The sequence below is a fragment of the Melioribacteraceae bacterium genome, from assembly GCA_035362835.1.
Classification (GTDB): domain Bacteria; phylum Bacteroidota; class Ignavibacteria; order Ignavibacteriales; family Melioribacteraceae; genus DSXH01.
In genome coordinates, this window is sequence record DAOSDY010000001.1 from 19,789 (window position 1) to 37,369 (window position 17,581).

A 17,581-nucleotide genomic window follows, 5' to 3' on the forward strand; every position below is an offset into this window, starting at 1 on the left:
TTTATCACTGTTTTTTATTGTTTACTGATGCGGAATAAGTAACCTTGAAGATTACATAGTTGTGAAGGTGCTGATCCGATTCCATACCATAACCTTCAATTATTTCTTTGGAAGAACGGATGCTTACAAATTTATCCGTCATAATTTTCTCATCGTTGTTGCGCCATTTCAATTCGGTTGTTCTTAAGACTGTACCGCTGTCGTTAACGGCCACAACACTATCAATTGCATACATATCCATTGTAAGGTCGTCCACTTTACCGCGTTTCGAAGTTAAAACTGTAGTAACAGACTGTTCAGGATTATAGAAATTTATTTTAACGCCTTCAAGCAGAGTAATTTTCTGAAGATCGTATTTTTTCAGGTGGTCGGAAAAGAGTACCGCACGGGTTTTACCTTCATTTGTAAAAGTGATTTTGCTGTTCCAGCTCTCATGAGAAGGGATTTCAGTTGCTGATTTATTATTCTCTATGATCGGTTTGATCTTTTCATCGGAACAGTAGACAAGAAGAATAATTATAAGAGCGGATATAAATAATCTCATCTGGTTTGTAATCCGAGTTTTACAAGGTCATGGAGGTGAACAATACCCTCAGGCCGGTTCATTTCGTCAACGACAATTAGTGAAGTGATATTATGGTTTTCCATCTGCTGGAGAGCAAAGGATGCCAGCAGATCCTTCTTAAGAGTTTTCGGTTTTCGCGTCATTACTTCCAAAGCCGAAAGATTTTTTATATCGAGCGTTTTTTCGAGCAACCGTCTCAGGTCCCCGTCGGTTATGATACCCGACAGCAGCCCTTCGGAATCAACCACGCAGGTCATTCCAAGCCGCTTCGAAGTAATCGCAAAAATTGTATCCTTGATTGATGTATTCTCGGTAACGACAGGGATATCGTTCCCTTTAATCATAATCTCGGAAATTTTAAGGGAAAGCCTTTTACCCAGGCTTCCGCCCGGATGAAGCAATCCGAAGTCCTCTTCCGAGAATCCGCGCAGTTCGAGAAGTGTTATTGCGAGAGCATCGCCCATTGCCAGAGCGGCTGTAGTTGATGCAGTAGGCGCAAGGTCGTATGGGCATGCTTCCTCCTTAACGCTAACATCCAGAATTATATCGCATTCTTCCGCAAGCCTTGAATTCTTTTCCCCGAGCATGCCGATAAGCTTTACATTAATTCTTTTGAACATCGGGATAAGCTGAATCAATTCCTCCGTATGGCCGCTTTTAGAAATCAGAATTACAATATCATCCTTTCTAACCATTCCCAGATCACCGTGCAGAGCATCTGTCGGATGAAGGAAAATAGAAGCAGTACCCGTGGAATTCATTGTAGCAACAATTTTACGCGCAATAATTCCAGATTTCCCAACTCCTGTAAATACAACTCTGCCATTGGAATGAAGGATTGCTCTAACAGCACGGACAAAGTCCTTATTGATGCTTCCGGATAGATTAAGAACCGAATTACCTTCGATTCTTATTACCTCTTTTCCTTTCGCCAAAATCTGTTCTTCGGACACATTACCTCTGAAGATTAATTATTAGAATGAGCTGATTTAATTAGTCCTAAAATTTCATTTAATAAAGAACCCGTATCAGATCCTTTAATGATATACTTAACCGACCGTTTAACATTCCTCCCTGCCCAGGAAGGAGCAGCAGATACTCCGCATTTAGCAAGAAGCGGAAGATCCAGAACTTCATCACCCGCATAAAAGAGATTTGAGAAACCGATTGATAACCTTCCAATCAGTTTTTCGACTTCATTTACTTTTTCCAAAGAAGAGGAAATAACAGTAATTGATGTATCCTTCTTCAACTCGGATATCAATTCATCCTCCGGCCTGGCAGAAACAATTCCGAACGATAATCCATATTTCTTAATTTCTTCAGAAAATTTTTTTATCTCTTTAAGAAACGGAACAGGATCCTCATTCCCCGATTTATTATGAATAAGCACACCATCGAGGTCGAACAGGAATAATTTCACATTTTTAAGGAGCAGAAGAAGATTATTTTTCATTTTTAACAATCGAATCGATTTCTTTAATTGTAATGAGTAACCGTCTCAGAGATGAAAGCGGCAACTGGCTGCCTGAATCGCTTAGAGCTTTATCGGGCTCCGGATGAACTTCCAGAAAGAGGCCGTCGACACCAACAGCAACAGCGGCTTTAGCAAGAGCCGGGATAAATTTTCTCTCTCCCCCGCTGAAACCTCCCTGACCCGGGATTTGAACTGCGTGTGTTGCATCCATTACTACGGGATACCCGATAGTTTTCATTATTTCCAATCCGCGCATATCAACTACAAGATTATGATAGCCAAAAGTAGTTCCTCTTTCAGTCATCAGTATTTTACGGTTCCCGGTCGATTCAATTTTTCCGGCAACATATTTCATATCCTCCGGAGCGAGGAATTGACCCTTCTTAACATTAACAGTTTTACCGGTTCTGCCTGCAGCAATAAGCAACTCAGTTTGACGGCAAAGAAATGCAGGAATCTGAAGTACATCTGCAAATTCCGAGACCAGATCAATTTCTTTTTCAGAATGGACGTCGGTTAATAAAGTAAGATCGAATTCCAGCTTAATTTTTTTCAGAATTCTGATCGCTTCATTCATCTCGAGACCCGAGAATGTGCCGATGCTTGTCCGGTTTGCTTTTTTATAACTCGATTTGAAGATGAACGGAATCTTAAGCTCACCGGTTATTTTAAGAATTTCTTCAGCGGTTCGAAGTGTTATTGATTCATTTTCCACAACACAGGGACCTGCAATAAGAACAAGTGGATGCCCGCTTCCAATATTAATTTTACCTGTTTGGACCATAATTATTTTCTCTAATTAAAAAGATTCTCCTGATCTTTGATCTGTCCCCGTTTTTTATTGAACCGGGAATAAGCAAGGTCGGTTGCTTCCCTGCCCCGCGGAGTACGCTGAATAAATCCCTGCTGGATTAAAAAAGGTTCATATACTTCTTCAATTGTTCCTGCATCTTCGTTAACCGCGACCGAGAGAGTATTAAGCCCTACCGGTCCGCCGTTAAACTTTTCTATAATTGTAAGAATAATCTCCTTATCCATTTCATCCAGGCCGAATTCATCAACCTCGAGTGCAGTCAGAGCTTTTTTTGCAATAGAAGCATCTACAATTTTTCTGTTCTCATAGTCTGCGAAGTCGCGGGTTCTTCTTAGAAGTCTGTTCGCTATACGCGGGGTTCCTCTCGACCGCTTGGCAAGTTCAGTACATGCATCGGTATCGATTCTAATATCGAGCAGTCCGGCGGAGCGTTCAATTATTTTTTTGATGAGATTGCTTTCGTAGTAATCGAGCCGGGATTTAATTCCGAATCTGTCGCGAAGCGGAGCCGTTAAGAGTCCCGCTCTTGTTGTCGCACCGATAAGAGTATACTTAGGAAGTTTTATCTGAACCGTTCGTGCATTAGGGCCGCTATCGATCATAATATCGAGCTTATAGTCCTCCATCGCGGAGTAGAGATATTCTTCGACAACGGGACTGAGCCGATGGATTTCATCGATGAAGAGCACAGATTTTTCTTCCAGATTGGTAAGGATACCGGCAAGGTCACCCGGTTTTTCGAGAACAGGCCCTGAGGATACTTTAATCTTAACACCCATTTCGTTAGCAATGATATGTGCTAAAGTAGTTTTGCCTAAACCGGGCGGGCCGGTTAGCAGAACATGATCGAGCGCGTCGCCCCTTTTTTTAGCAGCGCCGATAAAAACTTTAAGATTATCGGTTATTCTTGACTGCCCTGTAAAATCATCAAACTTTTTAGGGCGAATCGAGATTTCGATTTTCTTTTCATCATCAGCAGGGGATGGATTTAGATTATCCGATCTTTTTTTCAAATTTATTCCAGTTAAATTTCTGATGGAGCCAATTTTGTTTTTTTATACATTTTATACTTCTCAATACCAAGGACCATAACAGCCATTAGAGCTATCATCAAAACGGCTGAAATAATTGAACTGTAGATATCCATCCTTCTCGAAAAAATCAAATTTAATCCTGGTATCCAGGCGCTTCCGTAAAGAATAATTGAATGGACAGCATAAACAAGCAATGTATGCCTGCCGACCTGTTTAACAAATTCGGGAATACTCTTAAGTTTAAGAGCGAGAAAGGACATAAGACTATTAAGCAGGAGCACTAATCCAATTCGCATAGTAATTACATAAAGATTATCTGTCCAATAACCCTGCTTGTTATAGAAAATATTTTCTATCAATTCAATTCCCTGCGAAAGGCCAAGAAATGCAAGACCGATTAACAAAAGCCGTAAAGAGAATTTATAGCTTGTAAAGGAGACAGGATTATGTGCAAGGTAACTACCCAGCATCGCTCCGCCAATAACATATCCAGCCCAGGGGAAAAGCGGGAAATAGGAGCCTGTACCGTGATAAAAATATGCGGCAAACGGAACAGGAAGAAAGTTAGCCCAGTTTATTTTTTCAGTCAATGAATATAGAAGAAAGAAAAAGAGGGCGCCCAGGGTAAAAATTAAGTAATCCGGCAGTTTAAATTTATCAGCAATTAGGGAAAGAATCAGGACAAAGAGAAGACCGAATCCGATAAGATGGAGAGCGTCAACCACAAAAAAACCGCGCCACTGTTCGAACGTGACCACGCTGAAGTTAAAGACTGTATAAGTTGGATAACGAAGCAGATAGCCGATTAATACCAGAACAACAAAACGGATCAGCCCTTTTTTAACCCTCGGATTTTCAAAAAAGGGTACATTATAGGATCTAAGCAGATATGTAAATACCACACCGGACGTAAACATAAAGATAGGTGCCGTGAATCCTCTTATAAAAAACCAGATTGAAAATAATGGAGAGTCCATCGTTCTGTATTCATCGGCAAGGAATGTGTCTATCGTATGCCCCTGAACCATCATAAGGACGGCGAGCGCACGCATCATATCAAGAAAAATAATTCTAATCCGGTTTTCAGAAGCCATTAAGAATCCTTAACTACTGTTCAAAAATAAACAAAGAATCCGTTTTATTAAACTATAATTGATGATAATAAAAAACCCCCGGAAACGGGGGGTTTAGAAAGGGAATGATCAATTTTTCGGGTGGCTGACAACCCATTCTTTCAGAAATTTTATTATTTCAGTTGTAGGAGTACCAGGAGTAAAAAGTTCTCCGACGCCTAATTCTTTTAGTTTATTCAAATCCTCTTCAGGAATAATTCCCCCACCGAAGAGGAGGATATCATCAACTTTCTTTTCCTTCATAAGATTCAGGATTCTTGGAAAAATAGTCATATGCGCGCCGGAGAGAATAGAGATTCCAATAGCATCAACATCCTCCTGGATTGCGGCTTCAACAATCATTTCAGGTGTTTGCCTTAGACCTGTATAGATCACTTCCATACCAGCATCTCTGAGAGCCGCGGCAACAACTTTAGCTCCTCTATCATGACCATCCAATCCGGCTTTTGCCACTAGTACTCTGATTTTGTGTTCCATTTTTATATCCGTTTTCTTAATAATATCAATTTTATACATACGAAAAATACTACCAGTTTAGTCAAAAGACAATTTCATTCCGGAATCTGCAGATGAAAAATGATGAAACCAGTTGAGAGAAGTATAATGGCCTGACTTACAATAAAATCAGAGATAAGTACCGATCAGCGTTTGGAAGATTTAACAATTTTATCGTAATATTTGCGAGCAATTTCGAGATCGGACGGGGTGTCGACAGAGAGACTATCGATTTCCGTAATTACTATTTTCATTTTATATCCGTATTCGAGAAAGCGGAGCTGTTCTAATTTTTCGATCTGTTCGAGATCAGTCGGTTTTGATGCTGTGAATTTAAGGAGGGCATCACGCCTATAAACGTAGAGACCGATATGCTTATACATTTCAGCGTTTTCGATCCTCTGCAGATTAGTGCGGGCATCGCGGGCAAACGGGATAGGAGAACGCGAGAAGTACATTGCAAAATTGTTGTAATCGAAAACAACTTTAACAACAGAGGGAGATTTCATTTCTTCAACGCTTTTTATTCTTTTAGCAAGCGTTGAGACACTTACTTTCTTATCGAATAAGAGAGGTTCGATAGCTTCATCGATCATTTTACCTTTGATAAAAGGTTCATCGCCCTGAATATTAACTATTATGCCGGCATCGGGAATTTTTTCTGCAACCAGAGCGATTCGGTCGGATCCTGTAGCAACATTCTGAGGAGTCATATAGACTTCAGCGCCGAAATCCTTAGCAACCTTGAAGAGGCGGTCGTCATCAACAGCAATAACAACTTTATCGAGCAATTTGGATTTTTTAGCTGACTGATAGGTATGCTGGATCATCGGTTTGCCGCCGATATCGGCAAGAGGTTTTCCCATCAGCCGGGTGGATGCAAAACGCGCGGGTATTATACCGATTATCATATTAGTTCTTTAGAATAGATCACTGGTTTATAACTTTCGGTACTTTGAAGAACTGATGGTCGCGATCGGGGGAATTTTTCAACGCTTCCTCCCTGTCAATTGAATTTTTCAGAAGATCTTCACGAAAAACATTTTCATTCGGTACCGGGTGCGACATCGGTTCAATATTGTCTGTATTAAGCTGGTTAAGTTTTTCAAAAAAGCTTAATATTTCATTGAAACTGGATGTAAATCCTTCCAGTTCCTGTTCATCAAAGTTGAGTCTTGCCAAATCCGCAATATATTTTACATCATCGATGGATACAGACATTTAAGATTCCTTAATTAAACCCGGCGCTGTTAAAAGTTGTAGAAATAAATGATTGATCCCCCTGGTAGGGATTATTTTTGATTCTAACTCTAAGAGAGTGATCCCGATCGCCTCTTTTAGGACTGCTGTACGTCATTACATAAAAGCTGTTTGCAAATTTGACAACCCGGTTTTCCATTTCAGAGAATCTCCGGATTATTTCGTTCTCCTGACCCGGTTTAAAACTTCCACCAGTACCAAAAGCATTTATTATTTCCGGTTGAAGCGACGGACCGACGCCGATTGTATAGACAAGTTTATTATGAATTGAATTCAATCCTGAAGCCAGTGAGACGGAACCCTGTGTATCCTCGCCATCGGAAATAATAATTAAGCATCCCTGAACAATTTCGTCGAGAGAAAAGATGTCGTCCCATTTTTTCGAACCGGTTATAACAGATCCGTAAAAATCAGTTGTCCTTACACCAAGCAGGTACTGTGTATCGATAATATTTTTTAACTGGTTTACATCGGATGAATAATCGCTAAGGAGTGCTGCCTTATCGGAGAACTGATAAACCGCGACTTCCTGATTGGGTCTTATTCCGTTAACAATTTCTTTAGCCGAATTTCTGATTGTACCGAGATCATTTTCAAGACTTGTACTGTTGTCGAGCAACAGAACTGTTTTCAGTTTATAAGGGGATGCTGCACGCTTTTCAATTTTTAATCCTGATTCCGAGATAGATAACGGTAATTCGTCTTCAAAAACCTCGAAGTCGGATAATTGAAGATTTGTAACACCGCTTCCGTTGAGATCGAGTACCTGGAAAACCACTTCTACAGTATTTGGCAACCTGGTTTCAGTCCTGTGAAGTTTTAGAGCATATCCGTTAATCGTTGGCATTGTAGATGGAAGAGTGGTAAAATTCCATACCGGGCCAGACCTTGAAACCCCGTCATTTCCTTTCGCAACAATACGCCAGAAATATTTTGTATTGTAGTTAAGCGGCGGAGTAGTAAAAGATTTACTTTGTGTTGTAGTGTATTTAATAAGCGGCGGATTCATAGGTCCGAGGTATACATCATACTCCGAAGCATTATCGCATTCCCATTTAAGGGTTACAAAAAGAAGCTGATTAAGAGCACCGTCTGATGGAGCCGGGGTATTAGGATAATTCTTATCCGAAGTAACCGGATCAATAATCGGCGTCGTCTCTGATGGCGCAGTAGAATCGAAGGAACAACTGAAAGCAATTAGAGCAACTAAAAGTAAAGGTACTTTGCTAATCCGGTTTAACATTTATCGATTGATTTTCTCTTTGTACTGCCGAAATATAATGATAAAAATTAATAATGTAACTGCCGGAATGACTGATTGATTGCATTGATCCGCCGGTTAATAGAGGGATGACTGTAAAAGAACCACTCAACCAGGGGGTGCGGGTTTCTATCCCCCAGGTTCTGATCGGTCAATTTTTCCAGAGTATTGATAAATGCCTCCTTCTTGCCTGTAGTTCTGACGGCATAGTCATCCGCCTCGTATTCGAATCGGCGGGAGATGAAATTTGATATGGGAGTAAAAAACAATCCAATCAGTGTTCCGAATAAAACAAGAAGAGGGAGCACGGAGATTTGAGTAATTGAATTAAAACCGAAAAACCGGATTGAGCCGGAGAAAAGCAAAGCGATTAAATAAAACGTAAAAAAGCTGAGAGAAGTACTGATGATAATATTCTTGATTATATGCTTTTTCTTAAAATGCCCCAGTTCATGAGCGATAACTGTTTCAATCTCATCAGTAGTATAATTTTCGAGAAGTGTGTCGCCAAGCAGAATTCTTTTAGTTCTGCCGAGTCCGGTAAATGCGGCATTCGCTTTTTTTGTATTACGGCTCATATCGAATTTGTAAACATTATTAACTTTAAGTCCGGCTTTCAGGGACAACTCTAATATCCGGGTTTTTAGCTCTTCGTCGTCAACCGGTTTTACTTTATAAAATATGGGAAGAATTAGAACCGGGAGTATTTGAGCAAGAATGACCGATACAAAAAAGATCAGAATTGCAAAAGGGAGCCACCAGTTCTCCAAGAAATAGTTCAGTATGAAGTAGAATATCAGTAAAAGCGGAATACCGATAACTGCTCCAACCAGGGTTTCTTTTAAATTCTCAACAATCCATTTAAGGAATGTTTGATTGGACAGGCTATACTTATGCTCCAGATAATAACCGGTATAATAATTTACGGGTGCAAAAATTATTGAAAGGAAGAGGGACAATAGCAGTACATAAACTAGCAGAACTAAATAGCTGTTTGAAAAATAATCTCTTATAAAAATCTCAGTTTGAAGACTTAGTCCGGAATACAAAAAAAAGAAGAGTAGAAGAAAAGACAATATCCCTTTTCCAATGCTGAAGGAAAGTTTAATGTTGTTATATTTCTTGGCATCTCCATTCATTATACAGGTCTTCCGTGTTTAAGCGGTAAGAAAGGATTGATCAGATAAGTCCGAAAACATTCTGCGGGATCCATCCGACTTTACCATCCACCAGGCGGATTTTATACCATCCATTAACCTGATCCTCAACAACGAATTTAATCCCTTCATGGATAACGAACTGGTCGTTGCTTTTTTGATCCGGAGCGACTTTTACTGAGTAGATCTCTTCGGTAAGGACACCATAATCAGTTACAGCTTCGTGATTATAACGCGAAATCAGAATTACTACAACTAAAATTAAAAGCGCGAGAGAAATTGAGCCGGCCATTAATGAAATTTTCTGTATCCTGATTCTTCCGGAGAGAATAAAAAGTCCAATCGACGTTAAGAAAATCCAGAAAATAATAACAGTAATAACAGACCAGCCGCTCAAAGAGAAGGAAGTAATAAACACCTCCCACCATTGAACGATGAAAATTTTAGGTAGCTCAGTAATTTTATCTACAGTGCGGGAATTAGCGACTTTCAGGTTGAACTGAATATCCTCGTCGCCGGGTGAAAGTTTTAATCCTCTTTCATAATAAAGGATGGCATTACCGATACTGCCGGATTTGAAATAGGCATTTCCGAGATTATAATAGAGAGCAGGACTTTCGTAACCCTGAGAAAGAATCGGCTTGTATGCCTGGATAGCCTGATCATATTTCTGATCCTGATAATATTTATTCGCCCTTTCCATTAATTGTTCAGGCGACTGCCCCCAATTCAAAACTGGAAACGATAAAAACAGAACGATGACACATACGGCCTTCATAAAATTATTCATTTCTTCTTCTCCAGAGCAGAATCGACTTCAACAATCAGTTTAACCGTACTGTTATAGATTTCCGAAGCCGAAGTAGAAGTTTCCCCCTGAGGAGCGAAACGGACAAATTCGCACTTCTCAGCAACAGATTTTACACGATCGATTAAGTTATAATCGACGAGTTTCGATTTTAATTTTTCAAGAGCGGTTTCTAATGTAAACTCCGATTTCTGTATACCCAGTTTATCTTCAAGGTATCCGTAGAGAGCCTGGGACAGCTCCATATAGAATTCCGAGATTTTATTTTCGTCGAGCGCTTTCTTGGAAATCTTCAGACGCAAGCGGGCAGCTTTTTCGGCTTTCTGATATTTCATAAGTTGAATATTTCCATAGAGTTTTTCCTGCCGCTTTCTATAACCAACCGCAATAATCAAACCGAAGACAGGCAGAATGAGTGAGATCCAGAACCAGGGTTTAAGAGCCGAATTATCCTGCCTCCTCTCAAGTCCGGAATCACCGGTTTTAATAAACCTGATATCTTCGCTTAATAATCTAACATCCTCTTTGGCATAATTGCTTGCAACCGGTTCGTACTGTCCTTCACCTTTTACTACATTAATTTTAAAAACGGGAGAATTGAGAGTAACATATTTCCTGGCGGAGGGATTAAAGAAAGAAAACTCCATCGATGGAATCTCTTTATCGCCCTGGATTCTCGGCACTATCAGATATTCAACAATTTTCTGACCCGAGACAACTCCGCTTTTGTTTACATTATCATAAACCTTGGGATCATATTTTTCGAAACCGGCCGGGAGCTGCGGTTCAGGGGCTTTTAATAATTGGATATTCCCGGATCCGGAGAGTGTAAGACGGAGTGTTATACTTTCATTCGTTACAACTTTGTCTTTATCTATTTCAGTTTTAAAATTGAAATTACCAACAGCACCGTTAAATGACGCAGGAACTCCTGCTGCCGGAAGCGGATCGACTTCAACTCTGAGAGTATTCGACTTTGCCTGATATTCAACAGTCTCAGTCCTTCCGAAGAAAGAATCATTAAAGAACTCGTCGAATACATCATTACCCGTTTTTTTCTTTTTCACGATGACCGGGATATTCAGTTCAAAAGGCGTAACGTTCAGCTGACCGGTCTTAGTTGGAAAGAGAGCAACTTTTTTAATTGTAGCAACACGGTACCTTTCGCCCTTATACATTCCGACGTCGAAAGCGATAGTTTGGGAAGGATCGATTTCGACAGCCCAAAATCCCTGATACTGAGGAAGTTTGGTAATCTGCGGAGAAGAGATATTTAATTTCGTATAGAGTTTATATGTGACAGTCAGCTGTTCGCCCAGGTAAACACGGTTCTTATTCGATTCAGCTACAATAAAAACATTTTTTGCAAGTTCCTCTTCCGAATACCCGCCTGTGCTCTGCTGCTGTTGCTGTGGAGTTCCCTTTTCCACTTTTATATTTATCGGATTGGTGCGGTATGTTTTACCGCCGAACTCGACTGAAGCAGAGCCAATAGTATAATCGCCGATTCCTGAAGGCTGAAGAATATAGACAAATGAAAGTGAGCCGGAGACCTTACCGTTAATTATCTGCATACTTGTCGATTGATTTGGTCCGGATAAAATTCTGAATCCGCTGAAATTAGGCGGGCGGAAATCCTTCACGCCGTTCACATCACTTCCCGAAAAAGTAAAATAGACCTGAAACCGATCGTACTGGCCGACAGTTGTACGGTCTACACTCGAATTAAATTCCTGAGCATTGGAATAATGGAATATTCCGTTAAGAAGGAATAGAACAACTAAGAATAAACTGATTTTTTTTACTGGTTTCATATATTTAAAAATTTTGTGCCCGAATCTAAATGAAATTATTATGATACATTCAATACGTCTCTTAATCACCAGTCTTTTTCTCTTACAACAGGTTTACCTTTAATCTGACGTAATTTTTTCTGCAGATCCTGTTCATTATTCTTAAGGGCTTCAAGAATTCTCTCAGCATCCTCTTTCGAGATCTGATTTTTCTGCTGCTGTTGCTGCTGCTGATTCTGCTTATCCTGATCTTTATTCTGATCGTTCTGATTCTGGTTTTGATTCTGGTTCTGCTGCTGGTCTTTGTTCTGATCCTGTTTATCCTGGTTCTGCTGCTGTTTATTCTGATTCTGTTTCAGCATGTTGAGTGCATAAGAAAGATTGTACTTAGTCTCCATGTCATCGGGATTCAGTTTAAGAGCGTTTTTATAAGCGCCGATACTTTCCTGCAACTTCTGGGATTTAAGTAGTGAATTGCCGATGTTATGGTAAACCCTTGACTGATTAATTTTATCCTCAGTAAAAGAGAGGGAATTTTTAAAGGACTGAAGAGCTTCGTCGTATCTTCCCTGTTTATAATACGCATCACCCAGATTAAAATGGCCTTCGAACAACTGGTTATCTTTTTCCAGACCCTTTTTAAAATTGACCTCAGCTTCAGCATATTTATTATTTTTATAAAGGTCTACCCCGTCGTTAATCAAACCACGTTTCGATTGAGCAGAAGCAACCGATAATGCAGCTACAAAGAGAGATACTAAGAAAACAAGATTTTTTTTCATTGTTCCGCCTCTCCCGGTTTTTCGAATCTCATCAGCCACCTGGCTCTGTTAAAAGAAATAAAAAACTCGGCAAAAAGAATAATGATTGCCGGGAATAAAAAATAATAGAAACGGTCCTCGTACTCGGTAATTTTTTTAGTGCCGTATTCAGTCTGCTCAATTTTAGCGAGATCGTTATAGATCGATTCCAGTTCATCCTCGGTATTGGTTCCCCGGTAATACTTCCCTTCGGCTTTTTCGACAATCGATTTAAGAGTTGTCTCATCAAGTTTTGTAAGAACTATATTACCCTGATTATCCTTCTTATATCCGGTTTGAACACCGGACTGATTATAGACAGGAATTGGAACACCCGCAGGTGAACCGAGTCCGATAGCATAAATAGCAACATCTTTGGAATTGGCATCGTCAACCGCTGAATCTATATCCCCTTCGTGATCTTCACCGTCGGTGATAACAACAATTGCCTTTTTAGTGCCGTCATCGTAGCGGAACGATTTAAGAGCCAATTGTAAAGCAGGGCCGATAGCAGTCCCGGCCTGAGGGACCGAGTTGACATCGACGGCAGAAAGGAAAAGATTAGCTGCAGAATAATCCGAAGTTAACGGGAATTGGACGTACGCTTCGCCCGCGAAAACGATAAGTCCGATTCTGTCGCCTTTGAGTCTCTGAATCAGTTTAGAGATTTCATATTTAGCTTTTTCGAGGCGGCTCGGTTTAATATCCTCTGCGAGCATACTTTTGGAAACATCAAGTAGAATATAGACTTCAATACCGATCTGTTTTGCTTCCTCTATTTTAGTTCCGACCTGCGGATTTGCAAGCGCAATAAGAAGAAGAACAAGTGTAAAAGCAAAGAGACCGAATTTAAATGGTGATTTGAATCTGCTCCGCAACGGGAATAGAATTGCGTGAAGTTTAGTGCCCGCAAATTTTTCGAGAAGTTTATTCTGTTTCTTATAAGTAAACCAGAAAAAAACAATTAAAAGGGGAATTAAAAAAAGTGCGTATAAAAATTCTATGTTTGCAAAACGAATCATCTATTACCCGGTTTTTACGGCAATTTTCTTAAATAGGTTCTTGAGAGTCCAAACTCTGCAAGCAGCAGAAGAAATCCGGCCAGCGCCCAACTAAAGTATAATTCTTTCGCATGCCTGTAGGAGGTTACTTCTACTCTTGTTTTTTCAAGCCTGTCGATCTCCTCATAAATCTCGACAAGCTTCCGGTTATTAGTAGCCCGGAAATATTTAGCGCCCGTAATATTCGAAATCTGTTTTAAGAGTGCTTCATCAATTTCAACGGGAACCATCTGGTAACGTTTGCCAAATGGTGTCTGAAACGGGTAAGGAGCTTCTCCAATAGTCCCGACGCCCACAGTATAGATTCTTATACCGAACTGCTGAGCAATTTGTGCCGAAGTGACCGGATCAATTTCGCCGGCGTTATTGACGCCGTCAGTCAGCAGAATCATTACCTTGCTCTTGGCTTTGCTGTCCTTAAGCCGGTTAACACCGTTAGCAATCGCATTCCCGATTGCAGTGCCGTCCTGAATCATACCGCTGTAAATCTCTTTAAGCAGATTACTCAGGACCGAATAATCGATAGTTAACGGGCATTGAGTAAAACTTTCACCAGAGAAAATCACCAGGCCTATTTTATCTGTAGTCCTTCCCTTAATAAAATCGTCTATTACCTTTTTAGCAGCTTCGAGGCGGTTCGGTTTAAAATCCTCGGCCAGCATACTTCCGGAAATATCGAGAACCATTGCTATATCAATTCCCTCGGTATAAATATTCTCGCCGCTCGAAAACGTTTGAGGTCGGGCAAATGCAACAATTAAAAGTGCCAGAGCAATAATTCTTAAAACAGCAGGCAGATGGACCAGTTTTTCTTTCAGGCTTTTCGGTACATCACCGAACATCTGCAGAGATGAAAAAGTAATATTCGGAGTGATGTTATCCTTTCTCTTCCAGTAGAGGTAGAAAAAGAACGGCAATAAAATCAGTAAATAGAGAATCCAAGGATATGCGAAAGTCACATCACCTAGCATCTTGCCCCTCTTCATTTCCTTTTGGAGTAAATTCAGGAATTGTATCGTGGACAATGCCGAACGCCTGTTTCATCATTTCATCATTTACACTCGGAATGGGCTGGAATTTAGCAAACTTGACGAGATCCGCATTGCTGAAGAAATTATTCGCAGATTCCACAACTTTCCGGCCTTCTTCCAGATAACTGAGTACACCCAGAATTTCTGAAGAAGTCATTTCAAGAGCTCTGAAATCAAACCGTTCTTCAAAATAGGAACGGACAATCTCGGTTATTTCAGAATGATATTCTTTAACAAATCCCTGCTGCCATAATTTTTTCTCTTCGAGCAAATGAAGTTTCTGCAGAGCAATTTCGTGCGGAGGTAGTTTAATCTCCGGTTCAGCAGCCACAACTCCATCTTTCTTCTTTCTGAATCGTTTATAGAGATAGAATCCTCCCACCAGCAATGCCGCGATTAAAATCACTATCGCAATAACGAGGAGCCAGTTCAAAGGAAGTTTTACAGGTTCCTTAACATCCTTAATATCCTCTTGTGTATTTACAGGAAGGGTATGAACAGTAAGGGAAACCGGATTTGTATAGAGCGCGTGCCTATTGCCGCTTTGATGTTTTGTATACTCGATCCTCACCGGAGGGATTTCCACTTTGCCGGAATCATATTTAGAAAATATAAATTTATGGTACTCAACAATATTTTCACCGACATTCTTTTTTTCCACCGGAAGGGCCCTGATGAAATCGAGTACTTTAATGCTATCTTTAATCGGAGGCAGATAGACGGCAAAATACTTATCGTGCCGTATTTCGAGTGTATAGGTTATATAATCGCCAACCATGTAATTGCTTGTATCGGTTGTTGCGCTTACACTCATTTCCTGGGCATTAAGGGAGAGAAATGAGATGAAGAACCAGATATGAACAAAAAGGAATTTTCTTACCATCTTTTTTCTCTCATCTTGAAGAAATCTACAAGCGGTTTTATATATGAACCTCCCGATTGAATTTCGATTGAGTCGAGTCGGCTCGTAATGAAAAGCTGTTTTCTGTAATTGTTAAATCTCTTTTGTGTCTCCCTGAAGTTAATCTGAAAATCCCTGCTGTCTGTATCGACATAGCGGATACTGCCGGTTTCAGCGTCTCTGAACTTAATCAATCCCGAGCCGATGATTTCCTTTTCCCGGGGATCGGAGAGAACTATTCCGATTAGATCGTGCTTCTTGCCAACAATTCTTAAAATCTTTTCGTAACCGGTATCGAAGAAGTCCGATATCAGAAAGACAATTGCTTTTTTCTTTATTGCATGGTTAAAATATTCGAGTGCGGATTTCAGATTTGTTTTGTTCCCCTGCGGTTCAAACGAAAGGACTTCTCTAATTATTCTGAGCGAGTGGCTCTTCCCTTTTTTCGGCGGTATGAATTTTTCTATCTGATCAGTGAAAAGAATAAGACCCACTTTATCGTTATTCTTAAGAGCGGAAAGAGTAAGAATTGCACTTATCTCTGCGGCTATCTGCTGTTTGGTCTTATCGATCGAGCCGAAAACAAGCGAGCCGCTCAAATCCACGAGGAGCATAACGGTAAGTTCGCGTTCCTCTTCAAAAATCTTAATAAACGGATGACCGAAGCGGGCACTCACATTCCAGTCGATACTGCGCACATCGTCGCCGATCTGGTATTCGCGAACTTCGGCGAATTCCATTCCCCGGCCCTTAAATACGGAGTGATACTCTCCGGAGAAAACATCGTTTACAATTCCGCGTGTCCGGATCTCAATCTGTTTTACCTGCTTTAATAATTCTTTATTCAGCATAACAATTATTTGGTAATCCGATTATTGTAAAAAAAAATGATCAGGGTACTTCAATCCGGTTCAATATTTTAGAAATAATAGTTTCGGAAGTTATATCCTCCGCTTCGGCTTCATAAGTAACCGCGATACGGTGACGAAGCACATCCGAACAGATTGAACGGACATCTTCGGGAATTACATATCCCCTTCTGCGAATAAATGCCATAGCGCGGGCACCGAGCGCGAGGTTAATAGATGCGCGCGGTGAAGCACCGTAGCTTATCAGTTCTGTTAATTCATCCAGACCGTAATCTTTCGGATTACGGGTAGCAAAAACTATATCGAGTATATACTTCTCTATTTTTTCGTCAACATAAATTTCGCTTACAAGTTTTCTTGCCTTGAGGATATCCTGAGGGTCGATTACCGGTTTCGGGACAGGCAGTTCACCGGTTGAATTCATTCTCATAATCTTCTGTTCCTCCTCACGTGTCGGATAGGAGATTTTCACTTTGAGCATGAATCGATCCACCTGAGCTTCGGGGAGAGGATATGTACCTTCCTGTTCAATCGGATTCTGAGTAGCAAGCACCAGGAAGGGTTCATCAAGTTTGAAAGTATTTTCGCCGATAGTAACCTGGCGTTCCTGCATTGCTTCGAGGAGAGCACTCTGAACTTTAGCAGGGGCACGGTTTATTTCATCGGCCAGAATAAAATTCGCGAAGATCGGCCCCTTCTTAATCGTAAAATTACTCTCCTTCTGATTATAGATCAGAGTACCGATCAGGTCGGCAGGCAGAAGGTCCGGAGTAAACTGGATTCTCTGGAATTTTGCTTTCATTGAAGCAGAAAGAGATTTTATAGCAAGAGTCTTAGCAAGACCGGGTACACCTTCGAGAAGTACATGACCATTTCCGAGGAGACCGATTACAAGTCTTTCTAGCATCTGCTTCTGACCTATAATCACTCTTCCAACTTCATTTAGGAGTGTATCAATGAATTCACTTTCACGACGAATTCTTTCATTGAGCGCTGTGATATCCAATTTGTTCACCTATATATTTTGAAAACTGTTTGTTTTAACAAGAGAGGAAATAAAAAGTTTCTCTAAGTCAGTTAAAAAGTGTTAAAAAATACTGATTTCGAGCCGTAAATATAAGA

General features: G+C 40.4%; 19 protein-coding genes. All 19 read right to left on the reverse strand.

Annotated features, from left to right (window positions below):
* Positions 1 to 4: 4 nt before the first annotated feature.
* Positions 5 to 544, reverse strand: coding sequence for an LPS export ABC transporter periplasmic protein LptC (gene lptC, locus PLZ15_00115; protein ID HOI28130.1), 540 nt, complete (start codon positions 542 to 544; stop codon positions 5 to 7).
* Positions 541 to 1,518, reverse strand: coding sequence for a KpsF/GutQ family sugar-phosphate isomerase (locus PLZ15_00120; GenBank protein HOI28131.1), 978 nt, complete (start codon positions 1,516 to 1,518; stop codon positions 541 to 543). The genes lptC and PLZ15_00120 overlap by 4 nt, the downstream gene beginning before the upstream one ends.
* 14 nt (positions 1,519 to 1,532) lie before the next feature.
* Positions 1,533 to 2,021, reverse strand: a complete 489-nt coding sequence (locus PLZ15_00125; protein ID HOI28132.1) for an HAD hydrolase family protein — start codon at positions 2,019 to 2,021, stop codon at positions 1,533 to 1,535.
* Positions 2,011 to 2,826 (reverse strand): 3-deoxy-8-phosphooctulonate synthase, encoded by an 816-nt coding sequence (kdsA, locus tag PLZ15_00130; GenBank protein HOI28133.1) that lies wholly within the window; start codon positions 2,824 to 2,826, stop codon positions 2,011 to 2,013. Before kdsA ends, PLZ15_00125 begins: the two co-directional genes overlap by 11 nt.
* Before the next feature lie 11 nt (positions 2,827 to 2,837).
* Entirely contained in the window at positions 2,838 to 3,869 is a 1,032-nt protein-coding gene (gene ruvB / locus PLZ15_00135; protein HOI28134.1) for a Holliday junction branch migration DNA helicase RuvB, read from the reverse strand.
* 11 nt (positions 3,870 to 3,880) lie between these two features.
* Positions 3,881 to 4,984, reverse strand: coding sequence for a heparan-alpha-glucosaminide N-acetyltransferase domain-containing protein (locus PLZ15_00140; protein ID HOI28135.1), 1,104 nt, complete (start codon positions 4,982 to 4,984; stop codon positions 3,881 to 3,883).
* Between the two features lie 108 nt (positions 4,985 to 5,092).
* A complete protein-coding gene (locus tag PLZ15_00145) occupies positions 5,093 to 5,500 on the reverse strand; it encodes a cobalamin B12-binding domain-containing protein (protein ID HOI28136.1) in 408 nt (135 codons plus the stop codon).
* 164 nt (positions 5,501 to 5,664) lie between these two features.
* On the reverse strand, positions 5,665 to 6,429 hold the full coding sequence (gene kdsB, locus PLZ15_00150; GenBank protein HOI28137.1) for a 3-deoxy-manno-octulosonate cytidylyltransferase: 765 nt from the start codon (positions 6,427 to 6,429) through the stop codon (positions 5,665 to 5,667).
* Positions 6,430 to 6,448: 19 nt separating this feature from the next.
* Entirely contained in the window at positions 6,449 to 6,739 is a 291-nt protein-coding gene (gene gatC / locus PLZ15_00155) for an Asp-tRNA(Asn)/Glu-tRNA(Gln) amidotransferase subunit GatC (protein HOI28138.1), read from the reverse strand.
* A gap of 10 nt (positions 6,740 to 6,749) precedes the next feature.
* Positions 6,750 to 8,021, reverse strand: a complete 1,272-nt coding sequence (locus tag PLZ15_00160; protein ID HOI28139.1) for a VWA domain-containing protein — start codon at positions 8,019 to 8,021, stop codon at positions 6,750 to 6,752.
* Positions 8,022 to 8,068: 47 nt separating this feature from the next.
* The gene (locus PLZ15_00165) at positions 8,069 to 9,178 is read right to left on the reverse strand and encodes a M48 family metallopeptidase (protein HOI28140.1); all 1,110 of its coding nucleotides are present in this window, start codon (positions 9,176 to 9,178) and stop codon (positions 8,069 to 8,071) included.
* A 40-nt stretch (positions 9,179 to 9,218) separates the two neighbouring features.
* Entirely contained in the window at positions 9,219 to 9,899 is a 681-nt protein-coding gene (locus tag PLZ15_00170) for a tetratricopeptide repeat protein (GenBank protein HOI28141.1), read from the reverse strand.
* 83 nt (positions 9,900 to 9,982) lie between these two features.
* On the reverse strand, positions 9,983 to 11,818 hold the full coding sequence (locus PLZ15_00175) for a BatD family protein (protein HOI28142.1): 1,836 nt from the start codon (positions 11,816 to 11,818) through the stop codon (positions 9,983 to 9,985).
* Between the two features lie 65 nt (positions 11,819 to 11,883).
* Positions 11,884 to 12,579, reverse strand: a complete 696-nt coding sequence (locus PLZ15_00180; GenBank protein ID HOI28143.1) for a tetratricopeptide repeat protein — start codon at positions 12,577 to 12,579, stop codon at positions 11,884 to 11,886.
* On the reverse strand, positions 12,576 to 13,619 hold the full coding sequence (locus PLZ15_00185; GenBank protein HOI28144.1) for a VWA domain-containing protein: 1,044 nt from the start codon (positions 13,617 to 13,619) through the stop codon (positions 12,576 to 12,578). Before PLZ15_00185 ends, PLZ15_00180 begins: the two co-directional genes overlap by 4 nt.
* 14 nt (positions 13,620 to 13,633) lie before the next feature.
* A complete protein-coding gene (locus PLZ15_00190; protein ID HOI28145.1) occupies positions 13,634 to 14,629 on the reverse strand; it encodes a VWA domain-containing protein in 996 nt (331 codons plus the stop codon).
* The gene (locus PLZ15_00195) at positions 14,619 to 15,572 is read right to left on the reverse strand and encodes a hypothetical protein (GenBank protein HOI28146.1); all 954 of its coding nucleotides are present in this window, start codon (positions 15,570 to 15,572) and stop codon (positions 14,619 to 14,621) included. The genes PLZ15_00190 and PLZ15_00195 overlap by 11 nt, the downstream gene beginning before the upstream one ends.
* Entirely contained in the window at positions 15,566 to 16,441 is an 876-nt protein-coding gene (locus tag PLZ15_00200; GenBank protein ID HOI28147.1) for a DUF58 domain-containing protein, read from the reverse strand. Before PLZ15_00200 ends, PLZ15_00195 begins: the two co-directional genes overlap by 7 nt.
* A 40-nt stretch (positions 16,442 to 16,481) precedes the next feature.
* Positions 16,482 to 17,465: a MoxR family ATPase gene (locus tag PLZ15_00205; GenBank protein HOI28148.1), complete on the reverse strand. Its 984-nt coding sequence runs from the start codon at positions 17,463 to 17,465 to the stop codon at positions 16,482 to 16,484.
* Positions 17,466 to 17,581 lie beyond the last annotated feature (116 nt).

Bases quoted from the DNA above. Each gene is read 5' to 3' on its own strand.
- lptC (HOI28130.1), bottom strand. From the start codon at position 544: ATGAGATTATTTATATCCGCTCTTATAATTATTCTTCTTGTCTACTGT.
- gatC (HOI28138.1), bottom strand. From the start codon at position 6,739: ATGTCTGTATCCATCGATGATGTAAAATATATTGCGGATTTGGCAAGA.
- kdsB (HOI28137.1), bottom strand. From the start codon at position 6,429: ATGATAATCGGTATAATACCCGCGCGTTTTGCATCCACCCGGCTGATG.
- PLZ15_00195 (HOI28146.1), bottom strand. From the start codon at position 15,572: ATGGTAAGAAAATTCCTTTTTGTTCATATCTGGTTCTTCATCTCATTT.
- PLZ15_00165 (HOI28140.1), bottom strand. From the start codon at position 9,178: ATGAATGGAGATGCCAAGAAATATAACAACATTAAACTTTCCTTCAGC.
- PLZ15_00125 (HOI28132.1), bottom strand. From the start codon at position 2,021: ATGAAAAATAATCTTCTTCTGCTCCTTAAAAATGTGAAATTATTCCTG.
- PLZ15_00170 (HOI28141.1), bottom strand. From the start codon at position 9,899: ATGGAAAGGGCGAATAAATATTATCAGGATCAGAAATATGATCAGGCT.
- PLZ15_00175 (HOI28142.1), bottom strand. From the start codon at position 11,818: ATGAAACCAGTAAAAAAAATCAGTTTATTCTTAGTTGTTCTATTCCTT.
- PLZ15_00160 (HOI28139.1), bottom strand. From the start codon at position 8,021: ATGTTAAACCGGATTAGCAAAGTACCTTTACTTTTAGTTGCTCTAATT.
- kdsA (HOI28133.1), bottom strand. From the start codon at position 2,826: ATGGTCCAAACAGGTAAAATTAATATTGGAAGCGGGCATCCACTTGTT.
- PLZ15_00145 (HOI28136.1), bottom strand. From the start codon at position 5,500: ATGGAACACAAAATCAGAGTACTAGTGGCAAAAGCCGGATTGGATGGT.
- PLZ15_00190 (HOI28145.1), bottom strand. From the start codon at position 14,629: ATGCTAGGTGATGTGACTTTCGCATATCCTTGGATTCTCTATTTACTG.
- PLZ15_00180 (HOI28143.1), bottom strand. From the start codon at position 12,579: ATGAAAAAAAATCTTGTTTTCTTAGTATCTCTCTTTGTAGCTGCATTA.
- PLZ15_00140 (HOI28135.1), bottom strand. From the start codon at position 4,984: ATGGCTTCTGAAAACCGGATTAGAATTATTTTTCTTGATATGATGCGT.
- PLZ15_00200 (HOI28147.1), bottom strand. From the start codon at position 16,441: ATGCTGAATAAAGAATTATTAAAGCAGGTAAAACAGATTGAGATCCGG.
- PLZ15_00185 (HOI28144.1), bottom strand. From the start codon at position 13,619: ATGATTCGTTTTGCAAACATAGAATTTTTATACGCACTTTTTTTAATT.